Origin of the sequence: Rhizobium sp. BR 314, assembly GCF_047445805.1 — a bacterium.
GTDB classification, from domain to species: domain Bacteria; phylum Pseudomonadota; class Alphaproteobacteria; order Rhizobiales; family Rhizobiaceae; genus Rhizobium; species Rhizobium lusitanum_B.
The window spans coordinates 129,310-152,525 of the sequence record NZ_JARWLA010000001.1; the positions used below are offsets into that span (position 1 = coordinate 129,310).

At 58.0% G+C, this 23,216-nt stretch carries 24 protein-coding genes and 1 tRNA gene; 19 read left to right on the forward strand and 6 right to left on the reverse strand.

The genetic code is table 11. From position 1 onward, the window contains the following. Window positions 1–89: 89 nt before the first annotated feature. Window positions 90–1,154 (reverse strand): multiple monosaccharide ABC transporter substrate-binding protein, encoded by a 1,065-nt coding sequence (gene chvE, locus QD461_RS00600; protein WP_414086015.1) that lies wholly within the window; start codon window positions 1,152–1,154, stop codon window positions 90–92. 270 nt (window positions 1,155–1,424) lie between these two features. Between chvE and QD461_RS00605 the strand changes: the two genes are divergently transcribed. Beyond that, complete coding sequence (locus QD461_RS00605) at window positions 1,425–2,432, forward strand: LysR family transcriptional regulator (RefSeq protein ID WP_414086016.1); 1,008 nt, start codon at window positions 1,425–1,427, stop codon at window positions 2,430–2,432. A gap of 66 nt (window positions 2,433–2,498) precedes the next feature. Further along, window positions 2,499–2,966 carry a hypothetical protein gene (locus QD461_RS00610; RefSeq protein ID WP_414086017.1) on the forward strand — a complete coding sequence of 156 codons (468 nt, stop codon included), beginning with the start codon at window positions 2,499–2,501 and terminating at the stop codon, window positions 2,964–2,966. On the opposite strand, the gene QD461_RS00615 is transcribed toward QD461_RS00610, so the two are convergent. Beyond that, window positions 2,967–3,227: a hypothetical protein gene (locus tag QD461_RS00615; protein WP_414086018.1), complete on the reverse strand. Its 261-nt coding sequence runs from the start codon at window positions 3,225–3,227 to the stop codon at window positions 2,967–2,969. Window positions 3,228–3,458: 231 nt separating this feature from the next. Between QD461_RS00615 and iolG the strand changes: the two genes are divergently transcribed. From iolG to QD461_RS00635, 4 genes are all read left to right on the forward strand, one after another. After that, the gene (gene iolG / locus QD461_RS00620; RefSeq protein ID WP_414086019.1) at window positions 3,459–4,451 is read left to right on the forward strand and encodes an inositol 2-dehydrogenase; all 993 of its coding nucleotides are present in this window, start codon (window positions 3,459–3,461) and stop codon (window positions 4,449–4,451) included. A gap of 151 nt (window positions 4,452–4,602) precedes the next feature. After that, window positions 4,603–4,917: an ArsR/SmtB family transcription factor gene (locus QD461_RS00625; protein ID WP_414086020.1), complete on the forward strand. Its 315-nt coding sequence runs from the start codon at window positions 4,603–4,605 to the stop codon at window positions 4,915–4,917. Continuing rightward, window positions 4,914–5,273, forward strand: a complete 360-nt coding sequence (locus QD461_RS00630; RefSeq protein ID WP_414086021.1) for an SRPBCC family protein — start codon at window positions 4,914–4,916, stop codon at window positions 5,271–5,273. The genes QD461_RS00625 and QD461_RS00630 overlap by 4 nt, the downstream gene beginning before the upstream one ends. Window positions 5,274–5,317: 44 nt before the next feature. Then, window positions 5,318–5,941: an ATP-dependent Clp protease proteolytic subunit gene (locus QD461_RS00635; RefSeq protein WP_414086022.1), complete on the forward strand. Its 624-nt coding sequence runs from the start codon at window positions 5,318–5,320 to the stop codon at window positions 5,939–5,941. 114 nt (window positions 5,942–6,055) lie between these two features. On the opposite strand, the gene QD461_RS00640 is transcribed toward QD461_RS00635, so the two are convergent. Further along, the gene (locus tag QD461_RS00640; protein ID WP_414086023.1) at window positions 6,056–7,297 is read right to left on the reverse strand and encodes an ROK family protein; all 1,242 of its coding nucleotides are present in this window, start codon (window positions 7,295–7,297) and stop codon (window positions 6,056–6,058) included. 223 nt (window positions 7,298–7,520) lie between these two features. On the opposite strand from QD461_RS00640, the gene xylF reads away from it, so the two are divergent. The 5 genes from xylF to QD461_RS00665 all read left to right on the forward strand — a co-directional run bounded on the left by xylF (window position 7,521) and on the right by QD461_RS00665 (window position 12,485). Then, a complete protein-coding gene (xylF, locus tag QD461_RS00645; RefSeq protein ID WP_414086024.1) occupies window positions 7,521–8,561 on the forward strand; it encodes a D-xylose ABC transporter substrate-binding protein in 1,041 nt (346 codons plus the stop codon). A gap of 293 nt (window positions 8,562–8,854) precedes the next feature. Beyond that, on the forward strand, window positions 8,855–10,168 hold the full coding sequence (locus QD461_RS00650; protein WP_414086025.1) for a sugar ABC transporter permease: 1,314 nt from the start codon (window positions 8,855–8,857) through the stop codon (window positions 10,166–10,168). A 15-nt stretch (window positions 10,169–10,183) separates the two neighbouring features. Then, on the forward strand, window positions 10,184–10,966 hold the full coding sequence (locus QD461_RS00655; protein ID WP_199089237.1) for an ATP-binding cassette domain-containing protein: 783 nt from the start codon (window positions 10,184–10,186) through the stop codon (window positions 10,964–10,966). A gap of 160 nt (window positions 10,967–11,126) precedes the next feature. Then, window positions 11,127–11,203: transfer RNA gene (locus QD461_RS00660), tRNA-Arg, on the forward strand. 385 nt (window positions 11,204–11,588) lie between these two features. Further along, window positions 11,589–12,485 (forward strand): hypothetical protein, encoded by an 897-nt coding sequence (locus QD461_RS00665; protein WP_414086026.1) that lies wholly within the window; start codon window positions 11,589–11,591, stop codon window positions 12,483–12,485. Between the two features lie 108 nt (window positions 12,486–12,593). Here QD461_RS00665 and QD461_RS00670 read toward each other — a convergent pair whose 3' ends face one another. Next, window positions 12,594–13,187 (reverse strand): hypothetical protein, encoded by a 594-nt coding sequence (locus QD461_RS00670; RefSeq protein WP_414086027.1) that lies wholly within the window; start codon window positions 13,185–13,187, stop codon window positions 12,594–12,596. 135 nt (window positions 13,188–13,322) lie between these two features. Between QD461_RS00670 and QD461_RS00675 the strand changes: the two genes are divergently transcribed. The 4 genes from QD461_RS00675 (at window position 13,323) to QD461_RS00690 (ending at window position 15,224) form a co-directional block, all read left to right on the forward strand. Next, complete coding sequence (locus tag QD461_RS00675; RefSeq protein WP_414086028.1) at window positions 13,323–13,604, forward strand: type II toxin-antitoxin system RelE/ParE family toxin; 282 nt, start codon at window positions 13,323–13,325, stop codon at window positions 13,602–13,604. Between the two features lie 52 nt (window positions 13,605–13,656). Continuing rightward, window positions 13,657–13,956 (forward strand): HigA family addiction module antitoxin, encoded by a 300-nt coding sequence (locus tag QD461_RS00680; RefSeq protein ID WP_414086029.1) that lies wholly within the window; start codon window positions 13,657–13,659, stop codon window positions 13,954–13,956. A gap of 113 nt (window positions 13,957–14,069) precedes the next feature. Beyond that, a complete protein-coding gene (locus tag QD461_RS00685) occupies window positions 14,070–14,261 on the forward strand; it encodes a hypothetical protein (protein ID WP_414086030.1) in 192 nt (63 codons plus the stop codon). Window positions 14,262–14,720: 459 nt separating this feature from the next. Continuing rightward, window positions 14,721–15,224, forward strand: coding sequence for a pentapeptide repeat-containing protein (locus QD461_RS00690; protein WP_414086031.1), 504 nt, complete (start codon window positions 14,721–14,723; stop codon window positions 15,222–15,224). A gap of 75 nt (window positions 15,225–15,299) precedes the next feature. On the opposite strand, the gene QD461_RS00695 is transcribed toward QD461_RS00690, so the two are convergent. After that, window positions 15,300–15,551, reverse strand: coding sequence for a hypothetical protein (locus tag QD461_RS00695; protein ID WP_414086032.1), 252 nt, complete (start codon window positions 15,549–15,551; stop codon window positions 15,300–15,302). Between the two features lie 126 nt (window positions 15,552–15,677). Continuing rightward, window positions 15,678–17,711 carry a glycosyltransferase family 2 protein gene (locus QD461_RS00700; RefSeq protein WP_414086033.1) on the reverse strand — a complete coding sequence of 678 codons (2,034 nt, stop codon included), beginning with the start codon at window positions 17,709–17,711 and terminating at the stop codon, window positions 15,678–15,680. A gap of 388 nt (window positions 17,712–18,099) precedes the next feature. On the opposite strand from QD461_RS00700, the gene QD461_RS00705 reads away from it, so the two are divergent. The 4 genes from QD461_RS00705 to QD461_RS00720 all read left to right on the forward strand — a co-directional run bounded on the left by QD461_RS00705 (window position 18,100) and on the right by QD461_RS00720 (window position 23,117). Then, on the forward strand, window positions 18,100–19,443 hold the full coding sequence (locus QD461_RS00705) for a glycosyltransferase (protein ID WP_414086034.1): 1,344 nt from the start codon (window positions 18,100–18,102) through the stop codon (window positions 19,441–19,443). Window positions 19,444–19,562: 119 nt separating this feature from the next. Further along, window positions 19,563–20,132, forward strand: coding sequence for an acyltransferase (locus QD461_RS00710; RefSeq protein WP_414086035.1), 570 nt, complete (start codon window positions 19,563–19,565; stop codon window positions 20,130–20,132). After that, on the forward strand, window positions 20,129–21,310 hold the full coding sequence (locus QD461_RS00715; protein WP_414086036.1) for a DegT/DnrJ/EryC1/StrS family aminotransferase: 1,182 nt from the start codon (window positions 20,129–20,131) through the stop codon (window positions 21,308–21,310). Before QD461_RS00710 ends, QD461_RS00715 begins: the two co-directional genes overlap by 4 nt. Before the next feature lie 10 nt (window positions 21,311–21,320). Continuing rightward, complete coding sequence (locus QD461_RS00720) at window positions 21,321–23,117, forward strand: glycosyltransferase (RefSeq protein WP_414086037.1); 1,797 nt, start codon at window positions 21,321–21,323, stop codon at window positions 23,115–23,117. Window positions 23,118–23,216: the final 99 nt, after the last annotated feature.

Genomic DNA, 23,216 nt, shown 5'->3' on the forward strand with positions numbered 1-23,216 from the left:
GCGATCGAACATAGCAGACCGCGCGATCGTCTTAAATATCAAAGCCAGGGCTCGCCCCTGAAGCGAGCCCCGACCACTTTGTTGGAAGATTACTTCAGCTGGTCAGCCTTGTAGTAACCGCCTTCGACGAGGATCTTCTCGTAGTTGGTCTTGTCGACAGCAACCGGGGTCAGGAGGTAGGACGGAACGACCTTGACGCCGTTGTCGTAGGTCTTGCTGTCGTTGACTTCAGGCGTCTTGCCTTCCATCAGCGCGTTGACCATGTTGACGGTGACCTTCGCGAGGTCACGGGTGTCCTTGAAGATCGTGGAGTGCTGCTCGCCAGCGATGATCGACTTGACCGACGGAACTTCTGAGTCCTGGCCGGTAACGACCGGGAGCTTCACGCCGCCGGTACCGTAACCAACGCCCTTGAGCGAGGAGAGGATACCGATCGACAGACCGTCATACGGGGACAGAACTGCATCGACGTGAGCGTCGGTGTAGTAGGCCGACAGGAGGTTATCCATACGAGCCTGGGCCGTTGCCGGGTCCCAACGCAGCGTGCCGACCTTGTCCATGCCCATCTGGCCAGACTTGACGACCAGCTTGCCGCTGTCGATGTAGGGCTTCAGGACCGACATTGCGCCGTCGTAGAAGAAGAAGGCGTTGTTATCGTCCGGAGAACCGCCGAACAGCTCAATGTTGAACGGACCCTTGCCGTCCTTGAGGCCGAGAGCGTCGACGATCGAGCCAGCCTGAAGAACGCCGACCTTGAAGTTGTCGAACGTAGCGTAATAGTCGACATTGCCGCTGTTGCGGATCAGACGGTCGTAAGCGATGACCTTGATGCCGGCATCGTGAGCCTTCTGCAGAACGTCGGACAGCGTCGTGCCGTCGATCGAAGCGATGACGAGAACCTTGTCACCCTTGGTGACCATGTTCTCGATCTGAGAAAGCTGGTTCGGAATATCGTCGTCGCCGTACTGCAGGTCGGTGCCGTAACCGGCAGCCTGGAGCTGCTTGACGATGTTGTTGCCGTCGTCGATCCAGCGAGCCGATGCCTTGGTCGGCATAGCGATACCGACAGTTCCCTTATCCGCTGCGAAGGCAGGTGCCACCAGCGTCGTGACGCCGAGCGCAACGCCGGCCATCAATGAGATAATGGATTTCATTACTCTCTCCCTTGTTGATAAAATGACGGGCAGAAGCCCGCCCGAAACTGCAGCAAGTTCCGTAGAAGGAATGGTTTACTTCTAATTGTGAGAAACGAAGTAGGTCTCCTCCACGCTCTCACGGCTTATGAGCTGCAACCAGCACACGATTGGCAAACTCGTACGATTTCGTATAACTGTCAAATAGAATAACTGGCTAAACATATACCATGTTTGGTATAATCATAAAAAATAGTACTTTTTTGCCGACGAATGGGAAATTTGGCCGTTATGGAGAAAATATATAACGATTATGTGAGCGAAGGCATCGAGATTCATTCCGACAGTTTTCGCGATGACACGCTACTCAAGGCCGGCTTGAAGCTCAATCACCTGCGCATGATTGTCACAATCGAGGATCACGGTCAGATCTCCGCCGCCGCTGAGTCCATGAACATGTCACAACCTGCGGCTTCACGCATGCTCTCTGAAATGGAGTCCATTGTCAAAAGCCCGCTTTACGAGCGCGTCGCGCGCGGTGTGGTCCTGACCCCTTTCGGACTGGCACTGGCCAAGCGAGCGCGCAAGATCCTGCTCGAGCTGCGCGAAGCAAGCCGCGAACTCGGAGCCCTGCGGACAGGAAGGGGCGGATCGGTCTTCCTCGGCGCCGTAACCGCGCCGGCCATCAGCCTTGTCGTACCCGCCATCCAGCGGGTCACGCGCAGCTATCCGAGCATCGAGATCAACATCGAGGTCGAAAACAGCAACGTTCTCGCCCGGGAGCTTCTGGCGGCGCGTCACGACTTCATTATCAGCCGCATTCCCGATGATCTCGACCCGCGCCTGTTCCTGGCCCATGAAATCGGCGTGGAGAAAGCCTGCCTCATCGTCCGCAACGGACATCCGCTACGCAAAAAAGGTCCCGCAAGCCTTGAAGATCTCGGTCGCTACGATTGGGTCTTCCAGCCGCCCGGAACTTTGCTGCGCCGTAAAGTGGAGGACATTTTCCTTGCCGCCGGCGTGCCGCTGCCGGAAAACATCGTCAACACCTCGTCGCTGCTGCTGACGCTGGCCGTGGTCTGCAAGACGGATGCAATCGCGCCGATCGCGCTCGATATGGCGCAATTCATCTGCGGGCAATCGTCGCGGGCCGGCGAGTCCTGCATATTACCGACCGATTTCGATATCGACGTCAGACCCTATAGCCTCATCACCGCACGCGAGCGGGCCATGCCGCCGAGCGCCCGATTGCTGCACGACATGATCCTGGAAGAGAGCAAGAACCTCTCGCTGACATAAAGGCCGAGCCCCTCGCATAAGCCCCACGCCAACTTCCGCTCCTATGGAGATGGCATGGAGGCCGGCATGCTGTTCAAGCAATCATTGTTTCAATCCGTACTTGACCGTCTCGATACGGAAGAGCAGGCCTCGGAGAAGGAAGAGACCGCACATCGCATCCGCGGCCTGAATGTCAGCTTTGCGGCAACCGTGCTTGGCGGCGAGACGCCGGAGGCGCATCGCCCCGATGACGCATATCGCGATAATCTCGGCGATCCGATCATCCCGCCCCCACCGGAGCCTGAACTAGAGCCGAAAGAGCCTGAACCGCCTGTCATGCCGGAGCATCTGGCTCGGGTCGCGCGGGAAGAGGTTGCGGCGGAGCTGGCGATAACGTCAGACACCACGCTCCACACTCTTCACGAAAAACGCCGCAGCTTCGCCAAGGCCAATCATCCCGACAGTGTCGCCGCACCTTTTCGCGAGCAGGCAACGACCCGCATGACACTCGCCAACCAATTGATCGACGAGGCGATACGACGCCTCTCCCGATGACTACTTCTTGTCGTCCGAAGGCGTCTCGTCTTCATCGGCGTCAGTCTCAGACGCGGCCTCGACGTTGGCAGCGGGCGGCTCCGGTTTGAAATTCAACAGGAGCATCCAGGCCGCGTAAGCTCCGAGCGCGCCCGAAAGCATGGCCCAGAAGGGCTGTGAACCGAAGGTTTCGACCGCGGACCATCCAAAGCAGACGGCAACGATCAGAATCCTCACCCAAAGCGGCTTATAGATAGGATGGGTCGGATCGATCAGTTGCATGGGTCTCGTTCACCTGTTCAAGAAGATCTGTCTTTAACGCATCGCCGGGAACGCTGTGAAGCGGTTTGAATGAAATTAGCTCGCACGAGCAAACTTCCGATAACGCAGTATGGTATGACGGTTTTCGCAATTGTGAAGAACTGGCGGCTTGACGCCGCCTTCGGAAAATGGAATGAAAATTCCATATATATTATTATTCGGTTCATTTGTTCCGAATCCAGGGAGGTAAGAATGACTGTCAGATTTGGTCTGCTCGGTGCCGGACGTATCGGCAAGGTGCATGCGAAGGCCGTCAGCGGCGACGCCAATGCCAAGCTCGTGGCCGTTGCGGATGCGTTTCCGGCAGCCGCCGAAGCCATCTCCGCCGCTTACGGATGCGAAGTGCGCACCATCGAGGCGATCGAGGCCGCCAAGGATATCGATGCCGTCGTCATCTGCACGCCGACCGATACCCATGCCGATCTCATCGAACGCTTCTCCCGCGCCGGCAAGGCCGTCTTCTGCGAAAAGCCCGTCGATCTCGACCTCGCCCGCGTCAAGGCCTGCATCAAGGTCGTCGATGAAACCAAGGGCAAGTTGATGGTTGGCTTCAACCGCCGCTTCGACCCGCATTTCATGGCCGTCAAGAAGGCCATCGACGAAGGCCGCATCGGCACCATCGAAATGGTGACGATCACTTCGCGCGATCCGGGCGCCCCGCCCGTCGACTACATCAAGCGCTCCGGCGGTATCTTCCGCGATATGACCATCCATGACTTCGACATGGCGCGCTTCCTGCTCGGCGAAGAGCCGGTCGCCGTTACCGCAACCGCTGCCGTCCTCGTTGACAAGGCGATCGGCGAAGCGGGCGATTACGACAGCGTTTCCGTCATACTCCAGACGGCATCGGGCAAGCAGGCGATCATCTCCAATTCTCGCCGTGCTACCTATGGCTACGATCAGCGCATCGAAATCCATGGCTCGAAGGGCATGGTGGCCGCCGAAAACCAACGCCCCTTCTCCATCGAAGTCGCCAATGGCGATGGCTATACCCGCCCGCCGCTGCATGATTTCTTCATGACGCGCTACACCGAAGCCTATGCCAATGAGATCGCAAGCTTTATCGCCGCGATCGAAAAAGGCGCCGCCATCACGCCATCGGGTGCCGATGGCCTCGCCGCATTGAAGCTGGCGGATGCCGCTTTGCAATCGGTCAAGGAAGGTCGCCTGATCAAGGTCGACTGAGCAACTCCGTTCCCACGGGGAATGTGACCCTCCCAAAAGTCCGTCGCGAATCGCTTCGCGGCGGACTTTTTCTTTGGCGCCCGCTGCATAGCCCCGCCACTCCCTGCGAAGGCCCCTTGCGAATCACATAAGTCTATGCTTATCTGTTCTCATGATAGAGAACGAGATATTCCGAGCCTTGTCGGACCCAACCCGTCGCGCCATTTTCGAAAAACTGGCGGCGGGCGGGATGAACGCCAGCGCCCTGCGTGAAGGCATCGACATCAGCCAGCCGGCCATGTCGCAGCATCTCGCGGTCCTGCGGAGCGCCGGGCTGGTGAGGGAAGAACGACAGGGGCGTTTCGTGAACTACGAAGTCGATCCGGAGGGGCTTGCCCTTATCGCCCAGTGGCTGGCGAAATACCGCGCCTACTGGCCGGCACGCATGGAAGCTCTCAAGCTCTTGTTGAAGGATATGGACCAATGAACCGCCAGAAGATGCCGGAGCAGAAGAACGCGATCGAGCTGGAATACGAGTTCAGCGAACCGCCGCAAAAGGTCTGGCGCGCAGTCAGCATCCCCGAGCTTCGGGAAAACTGGCTGCCGAAAGAGGCATTGGCCGATCCGGAGGCGATCTCGGTCACGCCGGGTGAAGAGGTGCGCTATCGGTTGCGCGATGACGCGCCACCCTTTTTCGAAAGCATCGTGACCTTCCGGATTTTGCCGAACGCGAGTGGCGGCACAAGCCTGCGCATCACCCATGAGCTTGATGATGTCAGGCTTCGCAAGGCCGAGGAGGCTGCGGCAAACAACAACGGCTTCTGCGTCATGCGCGCCGCGTAATCACGCCAAAACCGTCAACAATTTCAAACGATTGGAGCTCGCCGATGCGCGAAGCGATGCAACTCGTCCCCATGGTCGTGGAACAATCCAGCAGAGGAGAGCGGTCTTTCGACATCTATTCCCGTCTGCTGCGCGAGAGAATCATCTTTCTGAATGGCGAGGTAAACGACACCGTCTCGGCCCTCGTCTGCGCGCAGCTGCTGTTTCTCGAGGCGGAAAGCCCGAAGAAGCCGATCAGCCTTTATATCAATTCGCCAGGCGGCGTCGTGACCAGCGGCCTCGCAATGTACGACACCATGCGCTACATCCGCGCGCCGGTGCACACGCTCTGCATGGGAACGGCCCGCTCGATGGGATCCTTCCTGCTGATGGCGGGCGAACCAGGCCAGCGCGCCGCGCTGCCCAACGCCAGCATCCATATCCATCAGCCCTTGGGCGGCTTCCAGGGTCAGGCGTCCGACATGCTCATCCATGCCGAGGAGATCAAGCGAACGAAACACCGCATGACACGCCTCTATGCCGAGCATTGCGGCCGTTCCTACGAAGAATTCGAGCGCGCCATGGATCGCGACTACTTCATGACCGCTGAAGAAGCGCTGGAATGGGGATTGATCGACCGCATTCTGCAGATTCGCGACCTGGATCAGCATCTTGAGACGACGGAATGATCTCAGTAGCACCTGCCGTGATCAGCATCATGCCTCGCTTGGCGGCATTCGATAACAGACGTCGAGGCGTACCACCTTGGCGCCCGTTGTCGCGACCCGCTTCGTCGTTACCTCTCAACCGGCCTGAGCCCGCAACTCGATGCTCGAGCCCACCCTCTTCACGATATCATTGTCGATGATTGAAAAAGCGCGGTTGATATGCCCATCGAAAACGAGCGTCGACTCGTCAAGCGCAACACGCAGTTCCGGCATGCCTTCCATGCGTACGACATGCGATTCCGCCAGTCCTTCCGTTATGCCCTCGATCAGCAAATCGTAGTAACGCACGCCCGGCCCTGTGATGACGATCGGCATGCGCTCGTGCAGGCTGAGGACGCGGGAAAGACCGTTGCCGAGCGCCAGACCGGCCTGCCGGAAGGCAAGCACATTCCGGCGGCCGCCGTTGCGGGCGCTGACCGCAATCTTGTCCAGCTCCGCAATGGGGACGAACTTCGCCGGGATGGTATCGAGCGGCACGTCGAAGGCGGTGCGCAGCATGGCATAGAAGCCGGCATAGGCTTCTATGCAGCCCCGCGCGCCGCACCGACACAGGGCACCGCCGGGCACATGCATCATGTGACCAAAATTCGGAGCCGAGACCTGATGCCCGCCCTCCTCTTCCCGGCGAACGATGCCGAGGCCGATGCTGTGTCCCAGCGATAGCGCCGCCATGGCGCGGAAGTCGGGCCCCCTGTTGTTTTCTTCCTGCCGGCCGAGAGCGGCGGCTACAAGCAAAGTCTCGTTGCCGAGAACGATCCTTGCCGACCATTCGTCGGCAAGCACGGCCGCGAAGTCGATTTCGTCGCGCCCGAAAATCGGCGACCAGCGCAGCACTGTCTCGGAGTTGTCGACCAGCCCTTTGCTGCTGATCGAGATCATCAGCACTTTGTCGTGATCAAGCTGCGAGCGGGCAGCAATACGTCGCAAGGCATCACGCAGAGCCGCAACGAATGGGCCGACGCCAGATACCTCCTGCGACCGCTCCTCGCTGAAACGGTCGATCAAGCGACCGGCATAATCCACGAGCGAATATTGCACGGCATCTGAAGAGATGACGACGATGATGAGGTAGCCGCAGTCGCGCCGCTGCGAGAACAGAACCCGTGGCCGCCCGCGACCGCTGGCGGCCTGCTGCTCCGCCTTCTCGATGATCTGCGCCCGCTCCAGATCGGCGGTGATGACTGAAACCGTTGCGGATGAGAGCTTGGTGAAATCAGAAAGTTCGGTATGCGCAAGTGGGCCGTGCCGGCGCAACGCCGACAAAACCAAGATACTGTTCTTCTGACGGACCAATTCGGTGCTCGATTTGGCCAGCATCGGTAACTCTCCCGCTCATTCCACCCTCCCCTCCGCATCTACGGACGGCTCTTATCGGGCAACCGATTTAGCCTGACAATGCGGGTGTTGACAGTTGAAAAAATCTCTGACAGTTAATTTCTCGACTGTCGAGAAAAAAATCAAACCCTTCTCTCGTCAGCAATGTCGCGGCGGCCGGCGGGAGTTCAGGATACGCCCGGCCGCGTTCACTCGGGAGGATAATATGAAAGCTTTTGTTAAGCTGGCTGCGGGCGCGGCCATCGTTTTGACCATGCAGACGGCAGCCTTCGCAAAGGATCTCGTCGTCGGCGTTTCCTGGTCCAACTTCCAGGAAGAGCGTTGGAAGACCGACGAAGCCGCCATCAAGAAGGCACTCGCGGCCGTTGGCGCCAAGTATATTTCCGCTGACGCGCAATCATCCGCTTCCAAGCAACTGACCGACGTTGAATCCCTGATTTCGCAGGGTGCCAACGCCCTCATCATTCTCGCTCAGGACTCCGATGCAATCGGCCCGGCCGTTGAAAAGGCTGCCGACGAAGGCATTCCTGTTGTCGGCTACGACCGCCTCATTGAAAACCCGGCCGCCTTCTACATCACCTTCGACAACAAGGAAGTGGGCCGCATGCAGGCTCGCGAAGTGCTGAAGGCAAAGCCGGCAGGCAACTACGTCTTCATCAAGGGCTCGTCTTCCGACCCGAACGCAGACTTCCTCTTCTCCGGTCAGATCGAAGTTTTGAAGTCCGCGATCGACGCCGGCAAGATCAAGAACGTCGGCGAAGCCTATACGGACGGCTGGTTGCCGCAGAATGCACAGCGCAACATGGAGCAGTTCCTGACCGCCAACAACAACAAGGTTGACGCGGTCGTCGCCTCCAACGACGGCACCGCCGGCGGTGCCGTCGCAGCTCTCGACGCTCAGGGTCTCGCAGGCTCCGTGCCGGTTTCCGGCCAGGACGCCGACAAGGCTGCTCTGAACCGCATCGCGCTCGGCACGCAGACCGTCTCGGTCTGGAAGGACTCGCGCGAACTCGGCAAGCGCGCCGCCGAAATCGCCATCGACCTCGCCAAGGGCAAGAAGCTCGACGAGATCGCCGGCGTACAGACCTTCAATGGCGGTCCGAAGCATGTTGCAATGAAGTCGGTCTTCCTGACCCCGATCCCGATCACCAAGGACAACCTGAACGTCGTCATCGACGCCGGCTGGATTTCCAAGGCTGAAGCCTGCCAGGGCGTAAAGGCCGGCGCTGTCGCTGCTTGCAAATAAGCGCGAGACGCTGACGGGTTGACCCGAATAGAATGACGACGCCGCAACGGATTTTCCATTGCGGCGTCGAATGCGGATAAGGAGCCTGCAACTCCGCCCAGAATGGAGAGAAAGGCTTCCCGCATGTGTTGCGTCATCGCATATCCGATCGGCCCGCCGGACGGCGGTCGTGGAACCGGGGTAAACCGGATGGGCGAGCGATGACGCCTATTGTGATCAGCGCGGATACTGCCCAGCGATAAACAGAGAGCATTCGCGGGCCTGCGCCCAACAAGTGGGAGAACGGCAAAGCGATGGCCGACATGACACATTCCACAACATCGAGCGGTCCGCGCAATGCAGAGGAAGGCGCCTTGACGCGCTTCCTGCGCGCCACCGAAATCGATACCCGCCTGATTGGCATGATCGGCGCGCTGCTGATCATCTGGATCGGCTTCGACGTCTATACAGGCGGCCTGTTCCTGACACCCAGAAACCTCTGGAACCTTTCCGTTCAGACCTGCGAAATCGCCGTTCTGGCGACCGGAATGGTGCTTGTCATCGTCACCCGCAACATTGACCTGTCAGTCGGTTCGCTGCTGGGTTTCGTCGCCATGATCATGGGCGTCATCCAGGCTAAATGGCTGCCACAATATCTTGGCTTCGATAGCTCGTGGACCTGGGTCATCACGCTGATCTGCGGCCTTGCCATCGGCACGCTGCTCGGCATGTTCCAAGGCGTCATCATCGCTTTTCTGAATGTCCCCTCCTTCATCGTCACCCTTGGCGGGCTTCTCGCCTGGCGCGGCCTTGCCTGGTATGTCACCAGCGGCCAGACGGTCGCCCCGCTCGACGCCACCTTCCGCATCATGGGTGGCGGCGCTGAAGGCTCTATCGGCGCGACCTGGAGCTGGATCCTCGGCGTGCTCGCCTGCGTGATGATCGTTCTCGGCATCATCGGCGAGCGTCACCAGCGCAAGCGCTTCAACTTCCCACGCCGGCCGCTCTGGGCAGAATACTTCCTTGCCATCCTCGGCTCAGCGCTTGTGCTCGGCACGATCTACGTTTTCAGCATCTATTACTGGCCCGTTGGTATCGCGAAGAAATACGCGACCGAACACAGCATCCCCTGGCCGGAAAACGGCCTCGACATTCCCTATGGCATTGCCGTGCCCGTGCTCATCGCCGTTGGCATCGGCATCGTCATGACCTTCATTGCCACGCGCCTGCGCTTCGGCCGCTATGTCTTCGCCATCGGCGGCAACCCGGAAGCGGCTGAACTCGCCGGCATCAAGACCCGCTGGGTGACGGTGCGCATCTTCGCGCTGATGGGCCTACTCGCAGCCGTCGCCGCAGCCATCTCCACTGCCCGCCTGAACGCCGCTGCCAATTCGCAGGGCACCACCTACGAACTCTTCACTATCGCCGCGGCCGTCATCGGCGGCACGTCGCTTGCCGGCGGCAGCGGCACGATCGCCGGCGCCATGCTCGGCGCCCTGGTCATGCAATCGCTGCAGTCAGGCATGGGCCTCGCCAATGTCGACACGCCAATCCAGAACGTCGTCGTCGGCGTCGTCCTGGTCATCGCCGTCTGGCTCGACATCGTCTACCGCTCGCGCGCCAAGTAAAAGGAATTCTGAACCATGACGGATCAAACCACTCCGCTTGTGGAAATGAAGAACATTTCCATCGCCTTCGGCGGCATCCACGCGGTCGACAACGCCTCGGTGGACCTCTATCCCGGCGAAGTCGTTGCCCTTCTCGGCCATAATGGCGCCGGCAAGTCGACCCTGATCAAGATCCTCTCCGGCGCCTACAAGCGCGACAGCGGCGATATTCTGATCAACGGCGAGCCCGCCGATATCCGCAGCCCGCGCGACGCCAAGAAATACGGCATCGAGACGATCTACCAGACCCTCGCCGTCGCCGACAACGTCGACGCGGCCGCCAATCTCTATCTCGGCCGCGAGCTGCAAACCCGCTGGGGCACTCTCGACGACGTCGCGATGGAGGCCAAGGCTCGCGAAGTCATGGGGCGCCTCAACCCCAACTTCAAGCGCTTCAAGGAGCCCGTAAAGGCGCTCTCGGGCGGCCAGCGCCAGTCCGTGGCGATCGCCCGCGCCATCCTCTTCGATGCCCGCATCCTGATCATGGACGAGCCTACGGCGGCGCTTGGCCCGCAGGAAACGGCGCAGGTCGGCGAGTTGATCAAACAGCTGAAGAAGGAAGGCATCGGCATCTTCCTCATCAGCCACGACATCCACGACGTCTTCGACCTCGCCGACCGCGTCTCGGTCATGAAGAACGGCCAGGTCGTCGGCCACGCCCGCACCGAAGACGTCACCAAGGACGAAGTCCTCGGCATGATCATCCTCGGTAAAGTCCCGCCAAAAGCCATCCCCGGCCCCGGCGCGATGAAAGAATAGGCGCAAATAGCCACACACGACACGAAGCCGCGGTGCAAGGGCCGCGGCTTACCTCATAAATTACCCGATCTGTGATTTCCTGAATTTTCCGCATTGAAGCCAAGCGCTTCCTAGGCTAAGAACCAGCCATCGGACAGGCGATTCAACCCGCCTAAGGCATGCACCCGTAGCTCAGCTGGATAGAGTGTTGGATTCCGATTCCAAAGGTCACAGGTTCGAATCCTGTCGGGTGCGCCATCAATTTCAAGCACTTAGCCGCGACGCACAGCATAGTAGTTTCCTAAGAGGAAGCACATAGGAAGCTTCGGGAATTTAGCGCGAGATAGTTCACGCTGCGGCGCGCTTCGCCACGACTCATCTCTTCGGCATAGGCGAACCCCCGTGCATCCATCAGGGATACCCATTGGTGGCCCCAGTTCGCTGTCCAATTATCGGTTTTAACATACTCAACGCAAAGGCGTTCACGCTATCCTCGCGTATATCTCGATAGGCTTGCCGCGTCCCCTCGGGAACTCAATGCTGCTCGGCACAAACATATGTCGACACAGAACCTTCTTCACGCTCATCTGCGGTTGTGATACCAAACCGAAAAATACAGCACCAATTCTAGGGGCAAGCAAAAATGAAGATGCTTGACGACCTGATTTCGGGGATTCTCGACCAAAAAGAACCGGTATCGCAAACGCTACGGCGGTGCCTGAATCTTGCATACGAATTGAAGAACGACGCGCTTAAGACTTGGATCTTAGGGGAGTTGAATGGCTACTCACACGAAAGCGACTTGCCCGCTTATCGCAAGTCCGTTGCGATCGCACGGGGATACCTTGTCGGGCTTCAGGGTATATTGAACGATCAGCCGCTAGCCGCGTCGGTTATGAAGCCGGAGCACCAGCATTGGGCTTCAGAAGTCAAATTGCTGCACCCAATTGCCGCCTATGAGGTCGATCAAACGGGAATGAAGGCGGTCCTTCCATGGCCCCAGGATCTGGTCACGCTGTACCAAACACAGTTTTTTGAAGGCTGGGTTTTGAATAGGGCGTGGATAGAAGTTCCAAGTGGATTGATTCTCGGACTTGTTGACAGTGTGCGAACCCGCCTCCTCAACCTTGCACTGGAAATAAGAGCTGATTTACCATCAGGCCCGGATAGCGGATTTGGCGATATCCCGGAATCGCGTGTGCGAGATGTGGTGAATGTCACAATATTGGGCGGACAGCAGACGATGAATTTTGCCGAGGTCACCCAAAATATTGCTGTAGTGACTGGCGATTTCCACTCCCTTAGATCGGCATTACTTGATTTTGGCGTGCCTTCAGATGAACTTCCAACATTGGAGGCAGACCTTAAAGCAGACGCGGAGGAGCAAAGCCAGTCGAGCCAAAGCGGGGTAGGCGCGAGGGCTGGAGCATGGATCAAAAACGTCGCTCCAAAGGTCACAAAAGCAGGTGTAAAAATCGCGACCGACGCGGGGGCAAAAGTGCTCCAAAAGATGCTCGAGAATTATCTTGGGCTTTCGTGACGTTGGCCGGCATGGAACCGCCATACGGCGAATATTCTCTGGTTGTTAAATTCATAGCGCCAGCGCAATTGGATTTAAAACGCCCAAGTGTCATCAGTAGGTGAGAAATTAGCCGTAAGTATCCGCAGCACGATCCGAGCCATTGATGATCGAACGCGCGCCGATCCAGTTCGAAGCGGTCGCGCTGAAATAGTCGCCAATCTTCTTGCCGGTGAAGCGGCCGTTGATCATGCCATCGAAGAGGATTTCAACGGCCTTGCGGGCGTCGAGCGCCCTATCAGGATCATTGGCGATACCGTACTTGGCGTAGTTGTCGCGACCGGTGATCTGCACAAGTCCACGACCACGATAGCGCCATCCATGGCCGCTTGCCTCGTTGCCGTTCCCCATGCGGTTTGCATAGGCTCGACTGGCGATGCGCTGCGGCTGTCGCGCGTACTCCGCCGCCTGCGACGTGGTGAAGTACTTCCCGAAAGTCACCAGCAAGGCCGAAGCGAAGTAGCTGAGATTTTCGGAAACGGCAGACATGGTGTTGCCGGTTTCGTGATAGGCCGTCGCCAGCATGAAAGCGAGCCCACGGGTATCGAACTGCCTGCCCTGCCACTCGGCAAGTATGGCCTCCATACCATTGACCTGATCAGTTGAAAGACGCCCGCCGAACAAAGACGAGCGCACCGCCGCGAAGAACTTCGCGTGATCCATTGGGATATTCCTTTGGTGAAGGTGAAAAGGACCGCATCAAGGCGGGTGACAGCATCAAAAACGTATCGTTTAATGATACTATTTCGTTGACTTCCCGACGTATCATTATATGATACCAAACATCAGGAGGCCGATATGATCCGTTCGTTCAAAGACAAGCTCACCGCATCGATCGATGACGGATCAATCAAGAAGGGTTTCCCGGCTGATCTGGTACGCCGCGCTCAACAACTGCTCTACGTGCTGAACGCAGCAACGAGCGTTGAAGACCTTCGGTCCCCGCCCGGCAATCGTCTGGAAAAGCTGTCGGGCGACCGCGCAGGCCAGCACTCGATAAGGATCAACAAGCAATGGCGCATCTGCTTCGTCTGGACGGAAGCAGGCCCGGAGCAAGTCGAAATCACGGACTACCATTGACCCGAAAGGGCGTGGTAGCCATCATGACAACAGCCAAGGAGGGCAAGCGATCATGACAGTTAGCAAACTCCCCGCGATCCATCCGGGCGAAATCCTGCGGGAACTGTATCTGGAACCGCTCGACATGACGCCCTATGCGCTGGCGAAGCACATCAATGTGCCGCGCACCCGCATTGAGCGCATAATCGCCGAAAAGACCGGCATCACCACAGACACGGCGATGCGGCTGGCGAAGTTCTTCAAGACGGCCCCTGAATTCTGGCTCAATCTGCAAAACGCCTATGATATCAAGATCGCCGCCCAAGTGATGGAAAGCGATCTTGCGCAGATCAAAGAGATTGAGGCCGCATAAGGCAGGAAAGCCAGCGGAATCGTTAGATCGCATACCCATTGGAGACCTTGATGCGGACGGTGAAAGAGCTAGACGTCGCTGAAATTAGCGCTGCCATCCATCCAAGGCGTAGAATGGTTATCCTACAGCGGGAGGACGGTCTTTATGCCTATGCAGAGCAATATCACTATGTTTCGCAGTATGAGGGCGAGATCATAGCGGAAGGTTGGGCAACGCTTCCCAGTGACGGCATGTATGCGACGTCCCAAATAGCCGAGATCGAGGGGCGGGCTGCTTTTTCACAGCGGCACGGCGTAGCTTATTGATCGAATAGCGAAGGCCTGCCTGCCCCACTTGGAGCCTGAGGAGAAGATGATGCCGCTCCGACACTCAGCCACCTAGTCCTCGTGGATTCGACCAAAATCGCGATGCCCCACACGTCACCACTACCCATCGGGTTGATCGAGCTTAGCGGTCTTGGCTGCATATGTGCACACCACCTAAGCGGCCATTCCGCTCTCCACCCTTCCCCGATCTGCTGATTGGTCCTGAATAATCGGTCTGGGCCATTACTCACGATTTTACGCGCGTTAGAGCAAGGTCTGCGGCCCCGTTGACAACATGAAAATCGCAGGTAGTAATACACGCAGGCCTTGTGCAGCCTGCCGCTCACGCCAATTTTGGTTTGGTGAATGCATTTAGATTATCCCGTTCAATGTCCAGCCCTTGCGGCAATCGGTCAGCAATGTGAGCTCTGATGCAATGATTGCCATGGAGGAACTGGAATGCTGAGAACGCATGGTATCAAAGGCATGACGAAAGCCCTGCGACAGGCTCTAAAGGATCGCAACATAGACCTGTCTCACAGCGATTGCCTGGAGCTGATCGCGAAACAATTCAATGTGAAAGACTGGAACGCGTTGTCCGCAGTGATTGGTGAAGGCGGGGCAGAGAAATCCCTTACCTTTTCGATTGCTGGCGAAGAGATGAAGCTACACCGGACGACCGAGAGACTTGATGTCAACGATACTGACCTCTCTGGTTCGCGTTTCAACGATGCCAATCTTTCGGGCACGTCGTTCAACCAGATCAATTTTTCCGGCGCGAAATTCAACGACAGCAATATGAGCGGTTGGTTTGTGAATGACGTGAACCTGTCCGGTTCGCGCTTTCAGAATATCAATCTCTCGGGAGTCACCTTCTCCAACTGCAGTATGCTCGGCGCCATGCTGGATGGGGTGTCACTTGAAGAGATCGTCGAAGTCTATCGAAATTCGCAGGCCGCTTGATCTGGCAAGAATAAACTCCAGTCGCTCACGATGGACCGAACGCGGAAATGTGTTCGCCCATTAACATGCTTCCACCTAGTTTTCATCGGTTCGCCCGAACCGACGAGGCGTGAGGAAAGCCGATGGCGTGGCGGGCGTGCCCGGCGCGCTGTTTGGCGCTACCTTGCCGCCGGCATCCGACGCGCTGGACGAACCGCCGCCCTCACTCTTGCCGCCACCCTCGTCTTCGGTCGCCGACTTGCCGTCATACAGCCGCCCGGAAACCTCAACCTCAAAGCCCGATGTCTTTATGTATTTGGAGCGCGCCGTTTTGATGATGTAGGGCATGCCGTCCAGTCCAGGACGAACTTGCGCGAACAGAAGCGGCAATTGGCATACCATAGGGCACGTCCCTATTATGCGCCGCCGGTTTGCAATCCTTGCCCGCAACGTGTTCTTCAGCGAACGCGCCGGTTACGATGCCTTTTGCATCGTGTCGGAATAGGCGGATGCTGTGCCGGCTTCCAGGAAAATCGATGCCATCTGCGCTGCCTCGGCCCGCAGTGGGCAGGAATTCGCGGTAGAGAGAGCCCCGTTCCGCAATGTCGCCAGCAGCAAAGGCGACTGGAGTGAGCCGATGATTGTGGCCACCATCGATTGCGGGTCGCGGCTGTCCGTCAGCAGGCTGTTTTTCATGTGCTCCGCACCACAAACTTCCGCCGAGCTAACATCCATCATTGCAATGCCGCCGCACGCGGCAATCTCCAGGTAGGTCAGCCTCGATTGGTTTTCCGCGCCCCAATGGAGAACGATCTCGGCTTCGGAATAGCAATTCGCCAGCTCGGTCATCCGGTGCGGACTGCCGCGATGGGCAATCGCCGGAAGATCAGTCTTCATCGCGGCAAGGCCGGTTGCTGCAAGGCGGATACCGGGCATCGCTTCACTTAACATGCCGCAGAAGCGAATAATTCCGGCCCGATCCAGCCTCCACGCCACCTCGCTGATGCAAAGAAGGACGTCACTGCTTCGCGGCGTATCGCGCGGATAGAAAATGTCGAGATTGACGCCGGGAAGCACACATGGCACATCGCCGCGGGTATTCGTCAAACCGGGTATACGTGCGATCGGACGTGCCTCCTTCGGGCTGTGCCGAAGCAACGGAGAGCGGCGATCGCTTGTCACAAAGCTGAACAAAGCCGCCCCAAGCGACGCATCAAAGGCTTCGATCAGTTCGGATGTTTTTTCGCAGGTTCCGACGTAGATATTGTAGCTTCTGATCTGCTCGACGGATGCCTCGATGATCAGCGGCCGGAAGTACATTGGCGTCATGTCCAGCAACGATTCGTCGATACCGCTGAGGTAGACGATATTTGCGCTGATACCCTCGGCCACCAATCCGTTGACCAACTGGATCAGCGCGATCGACTGCTCAGTTCTGCGGCCATCCATGCTCACAAAGAGAATGCGCGGCTTGTCGGATCGGGTCTGCGACACGGCTGCAAGCCGCGAGGAGACGGCGTCGGTCGGATTGTGGAAGCGCCAATTCGCATCCAGTGCCGCATATTGCCGTTCCCAGCGCGCCATGAAGGTCGATCTGTTGCGGGCCATGTGAACGTCGCGGCCAGAGCTCTGGAAGCTGCCCCATCCGTGATGATAGATGTAGAGCTGCCGATCGACGACGACGCGCCAGCCCTTTTCCAGGGCAAGCATGCAGAAATCGGTTTCTTCCCAATAGCCGGGATTATATGCCTCATCGAACAGACCGAGCGTGTCGAACAGCTTGCGCCGTACCGCGAAGAAGAAGCCGGATGCGTTTCCGATATCGGCAATCCCGAGATCATTCTGCCGCGCGATGAATTCCCGCAGGTCCAGCATGTTCGTGCCGGGAGGAAAGGGTATTTTCGTCCAGTTGGCCCAGGTGGAAACGGCGGTGATGACGCCAATCTGTGCGTCACGCACGAAGCCATCACGAAGGCGCTCGCAGGCGCCGGGAGAAAGCATCGCATCGGAGTTGACGAGAACGCAGATTTCCGCCCTTCCGAGCCCCAGCGCCTCGTTGACCGATTTCAGGTAACCGACATTCTGGCTATGGGCGATCAAAGTCACGTTGTCGAGGCCGGAGACCATTGCCGCCAGTTCGCGCGACGTATGGCTGTCGCCTTTGTCATCGACCACGAAGAGATGATAGGGTGGCGTCGCATAGCGCAATATGCTGGTGATGCAGAGCCTTGCATGGTGAAGCGAATTGTAGACCGGCACAACGAAATCGATCGGCTGAACTTCGCTCTGACCGGCAGCGGACTCCATCGAAGACTGATTACCCAGCAAGGCGAAGCGATCCTGCTGATCCTTGAACAAACCCTGCAGCAACTCAGCGCCTTCGACATATAGGTCGACCATCTGCTGCTGCTGCGCCAGGATCGCATCGAGATCCCTGTTGATCGCTGCGATCCGGCGGCTCGCATCGTCATGCTGCTCTTCGGAATTCGTGATAATGTCGTCAGCCATTAGCGTATCGCCCAAATATGGATTCCGGATGTGCTTCACATGCAACGGGCGCCCAACTCATAACGCCCGCAGAACAATTGCCGGCGACGATCGCCTTCTTTGCGACCCGCTCGAAAATAGCTGAGCCAAACGATTGCAAAGGACCCACACCCGTCCCGAGCGCAAGCATCACAACACCGACCAACCGCCGTACATTTCAGCGAGAACCGCCTCTTCTCCGTGGTAGGTCGACAAGCTTGCGTGAGCCTGTAGGAGACAGCCACCTGCCCCGCCCCCCTGCCGCGACCACAGGCATCAGATCGACATCTGCACGCAACAAAGACAGGCCGGCGCAAGGAATCCGGATTAAGCGATATGCAGATTTCGATGATCACCGGGCGTGGGCAAAATGGACGACCTGAATCTCATGAAGACTGTGGTGCATGGGGGAGTTATCGACCAGGCGCAGCTTGCCGCACTTGAAACACGCGTTTCGGAAGTGGTTGCGCAACAACAGGTCCTGACGGATTTCCAGGTTGAGATGGTGCAGTTGTTCAAGCTGCTGCGAACGGAGCAAGCGCGATGCTTCGACGCGCTCTGCGATGCGCGCCATGTCGGCGTCACGCCTTCTCAGCAACTTCTCCCGCAGGACACGGCTCCGGTGCCGCTGCCGACCTCAAACGCAGCCCGTATCCATTTCTTCCCCGACTACGGCGCCGCAAACCCCTATCAGCCACTGATACAAGTGTCGTTTCCCGATGAAAGTACGATCGGTCCCGGCACGATAGATCAGGCCATCGCCGCCTTGCGGGCGGAGCGCGGCAGCGTGCGGCGCAAGCACATCTTCCATCTGCATTGGACAAACACCATCGTCGCTTACGCGCCGAACCACGCCGTTGCAGAAACGCTGAAGGATGCTTTCATTTCGAAACTTCGGACGTTCCGCAGCCTCGGCGGCTTCGTCATCTGGACGATTCACAACGCCCTTTCGCACGAAAGCCCCTACCTTGCCGTGGAGCGGGCATTGTCAACCGAGATTGCCGCCTGCTCGGACAGGATACATCTACACTCTGCGGGCGCCATACAGGTCGTGCAAGAGGAGTTTCCGCTGCCGGAGGACAGGGTCGTCATCCTCCCCCACCCCAACTACGTGGGCGTCTATCAGAATTTCGTCAGCGAAGCGACGGCCCGGGCGCGCCTGGGCCTTGCCGAAAGCGACATCGTCTTCTCGTTCATCGGCATGCTCCGCCCTTATAAGGGCATCCAGCCGCTCATCGAGGCATTCCGTCTCATTCGTATGAAGCATCCATCCATCCGTCTCGTCATCGCGGGTCAGCCGATGCCGCCTTACGTCCCCGGGACGGTTGCTCAGATGGCCGGCAACGTGCCCGGCATCACGCTGATCGAGCGGCGCCTCGGCGATGCGGAGCTGCAATGGATATTCAATGCGTCGGATTTCGCGGTCCTACCCTACAGCAGAATCCTCACCTCTGGCTCGGCGTTGAATGCCCTGTCGTTTTCCCGACCGGTTATCGTTCCCAATCTCGGGGTCTTGCCGGAAACCGTGCACGACGGCGTGAACGGCATCGTCTACGACGCAACCACCCCGGCAGGCCTTTCCAAGGCGTTGGAGCGCGCCGTATCGCTCGCCGCCGATGAACGCCAAAGAATGCGGCAAGCCGCCATTGAAAGCGTAGCCGGCCTGACGTGGCGACGGCTCGCCGAGGGGCTGTATACCGGAATCGCCGGATAGCCGGACCCAGTCCTTGCCAAAATAACCGGCTGAGCGTCTAGCATCCGCCACCAGCCTCCTCAAGCTCCACGCAAGCGGCCGGAGCTATCCGGTTGTAGGTACCAAAAACGGAACTCAGAATGAGCACGAGCTTCTTGTCCGAGCAGGAGTTGCAGGCTGTCGGCTTCCGCAGTTTCGGGAGAAATTGCCAGATCAGCCGATACGCAAGGTTTTATGGCGCCGCGTCGATGTCCATGAAGGACAATGTTCGCATTGATGACTACGCGGTACTAAGCGGCACGATTACTCTCGGTAGTTACGTCCACATCGCCAGCCACTGCGTCCTCCATGGCGGCAGCGATGCTGCGGGTATCTCCATGGAGGACTTCAGTGGCCTCTCCGCTCGCGTCTCCGTTTACGCTCACAGCGACGACTATAGCGGGCTATGGCTGACCAATCCGACCGTTCCCAAGGAACTGACGAAGGTCATATCCGGAACTGTCTCTATTGGCCGACACGCCATCATCGGCACCGGTAGCGTCCTGTTGCCTGGCGTCCTCATCGGTGAGGGAGCCGCATTGGGCGCCATGAGCTTGGCAACGAAAAGCCTGGAACCGTTCACGATATATGCAGGAAATCCCGCTCGGCGCCTCAAATCCCGCCAGCGGGATTTTCTTCTCCACGAAAAGAAACTTGAGGAGCGCCTATGAGCAACGAGCTTTCATCCATCGCGGTCACTCGTCCTCTGTTGCCTGATCAAGCAGACGTACAACGCAAGATCGCCGAAATCTGGTCCTCGCAATGGTTGACCAATATGGGTGCGCAACATGGCGCGCTTGAAAGCCGGCTCGCCGATTTTCTGGAAATGCCGTTTGTGAGCTTGTTCAACAACGGCACCAACGCCCTTTATGCCGCTCTTCGCGTTTTGGATCTGCCCGCGGGTGGAGAGGTGATCGTCACGCCGTTCACGTTTCCGGCAAGCGTTCATGTCATAACGGCCTGTGGGCTCACGCCGGTCTTCTGCGATATCGATCCGATCACGCTCACACTGGATCCGGCCTGCATCGAACAGCTCATCACGCCGAGAACCTGCGCTATCCTGGGCGTCCATGTCTATGGAATAGCGTGCGACGTGCGAGCCATCGACGCGATTGCAACGCGTCATAACCTCAAGGTTGTCTATGACGCGGCACATGCATTCGGCAGCCGTATCGACGGCATTCCAATCAGCCGCTTCGGCGACGTTACGATGCACAGCTTTCATGCCACCAAGCTGTTTCACACAATCGAAGGCGGTGGGTTGCTGTCGCCGCATCCATCACTCCAGCGGAAAATCTATCTCGAACGCAACTTCGGTATCGCAAATGAAGAGACAATTCTTAGCGCGGGGTTGAACGGCAAGGCAAACGAGATTCAATCCGCCATTGGCCTGCTGGTGCTCGATATGGTCGAGGCCGAGTGGGAGCGCCGCAAGGCCCTGCTCGATCGTTACAGGCCCTTCCTGAGTGCTATGCGCGGCGTTACGTTGATGGAACCGCAGGCGAATGTAACCCCGAGCTATCAGTATTTGCCTATCCGTATCGATGCCGAAAAGGCCGGCTTCAGCCGCGACTCGCTTTACACGCGGTTCCGCAGCGAAAACATCCTGGCGCGCAAATACTTCTATCCATTGTGCAGCTCGGCACCACACTACAGAGACATGCCATCGGCGCAGTCCTCCAACCTTCCGGTCGCAACAAAGGCATCAGGCCAAGTGCTGTGCCTGCCGTTCTACGGTGCGCTGACGGCAAACGAGCTGGCGAGAGTAGTCAACACGCTCCTGGCGGCGCACGAAAACCCTGATCGAGTGTCCATCGGCGACAACTCGCTTTCCCGACGCGCGATTTAAGAGGACGACCATGCAAAGCAACTCCTGTTGCCCCGTCTGCCGAATGAACGGCTACGGTTTCCAACCGCTTCCATCCTACTATGCGGACAATCTTCGGGCGCATGGCTGGCCGCACGGCCTGGATAATTTCGAGACGCTGAACGTCGCCGCCTATACCTGCCCCAATTGCCTCAGCAATGACCGGGACAGACTTTATACGCTCTTTCTCGAGAGAGTATTTTCTCACCTCGACAAAACCCAAACCTACACGTTTCTGGAGTTTGCACCGGCAGCGCTATTCAGCCGTTGGGTCAAGAGCCATCCCTTCATCTCCTATCGCAGTTGCGATCTCTATATGCCCGAGGCCGACGATAAGGCGGACATCCACGCGCTGCCTTACGCTGACAATACCTATGACTTCATTCTTTGCTCGCACATTTTGGAACATGTCGAAGACCCGGTCAAAGCAGTTTCGGAACTCCGCAGAGTACTGAAGCCCGGTGGTTTTGCGATCATCATGGCTCCAATCCTGTTGAGCATCGACAAAACCTACGAAAACCCGGCCGCTGTTACGCCGGCGGACCGCTGGCGCCACTTCGGGCAGGATGACCACGTTCGCATTTTTTCCAAGTCCGGCTTTCGCGACACACTGACGCGCGGCGGTGTCACCCTCAGCGAATATCCGATCCTGGAAATGGTGTCCGAAGAGCAAGCAGCCGCATACGGCATCAACAAGCGATCGGTCATCTATCTCGGTATGAAAGAAGTCGTGAGCGCTGCCGCCGCAACATCGGAGCCCGAACACAAAACCGAGGTCTTGGGCGGGGTGCCCGCGACATCGGCCCGGCCGAAAGTTTCCGTCGTCATACCGGCATACAATCACGAAAAGTATGTCGTTGAGGCAGTGGAGTCGGTGCTGGGGCAGAGCTACCAGGATTTCGAGCTGCTGATCATGGATGACGGTTCCACCGATGCGACACCGCAGGTTCTACGCCGCTATGCGGACAACCCCAAGGTAAAGCTTTTCCTTTTCGAGAAGAACCGTGGCGCGGCCTATTCACATAATCACGGCATCGTCGAAAGTCGTGGCGAATATATAGCGCTGCTCAATTCTGACGATGTTTGGGAGCCCAGTAAGCTTGCCGAGCAGGTCGCATTTCTGGACGCTCACCCGCAAATCGCGGCGGTCTTCACTCCGGCAAGTTTCATCGGAGAGCAGAGCCAGCCGCTCGCCGATCACCAGCATCACCTTGGCCGCATTTTCGACCAGCCAAACCGGACTCGACACGAATGGCTGAGATTCTTCTTCGTACGCAACGCATTGTGCCATCCGAGCAGTCTGGTGCGCCGCGAGTGCTATGAAGAACTGGGGCTGTACGATCCGAGGTTCGGCAATCTGCCTGATTACGAGATGTGGATCAGGCTCTGCCTAAAGCATGAAATCCATGTCATGCCGAAGCCGCTCGTTCGCTTTCGCATTCGCGACGGGGAAGCACAGGCCAGTGCTCCATCGAGTGCCGGAAGCCATCGTTGGCGGCTCGAGCACAAGCAGCTTGCCAAGCATTATCTGACCATACCGTCAATCGCCGACTTCAATCTCATCTTCCCCGAGAATGCGGGTAACCGCTTCGACGACGCCAGACTGATCCCTTTCTATCTGGCAGATTTGATCCTCTCGCAGAACGTCAACCCGCATACGCGCGATTTCGCGTTCGAGACTCTCTACGACTTCATGGCTTCCAACGAAAACCGATCGCTTGTCGAAAGCATTCATGGCTTTCAGATGAAGAACTTCCTCAATCTGACAGGCGGAAAACCTGCGAACTAGCCCGGAGTCGTAGCTATCTGGGTGGCTGGGGTCTTCCCGCCGAAATGCCACAGCAAGCGGCCCGGCAGACGAACCTGCCGGGCCGCTATCTCATTGGAT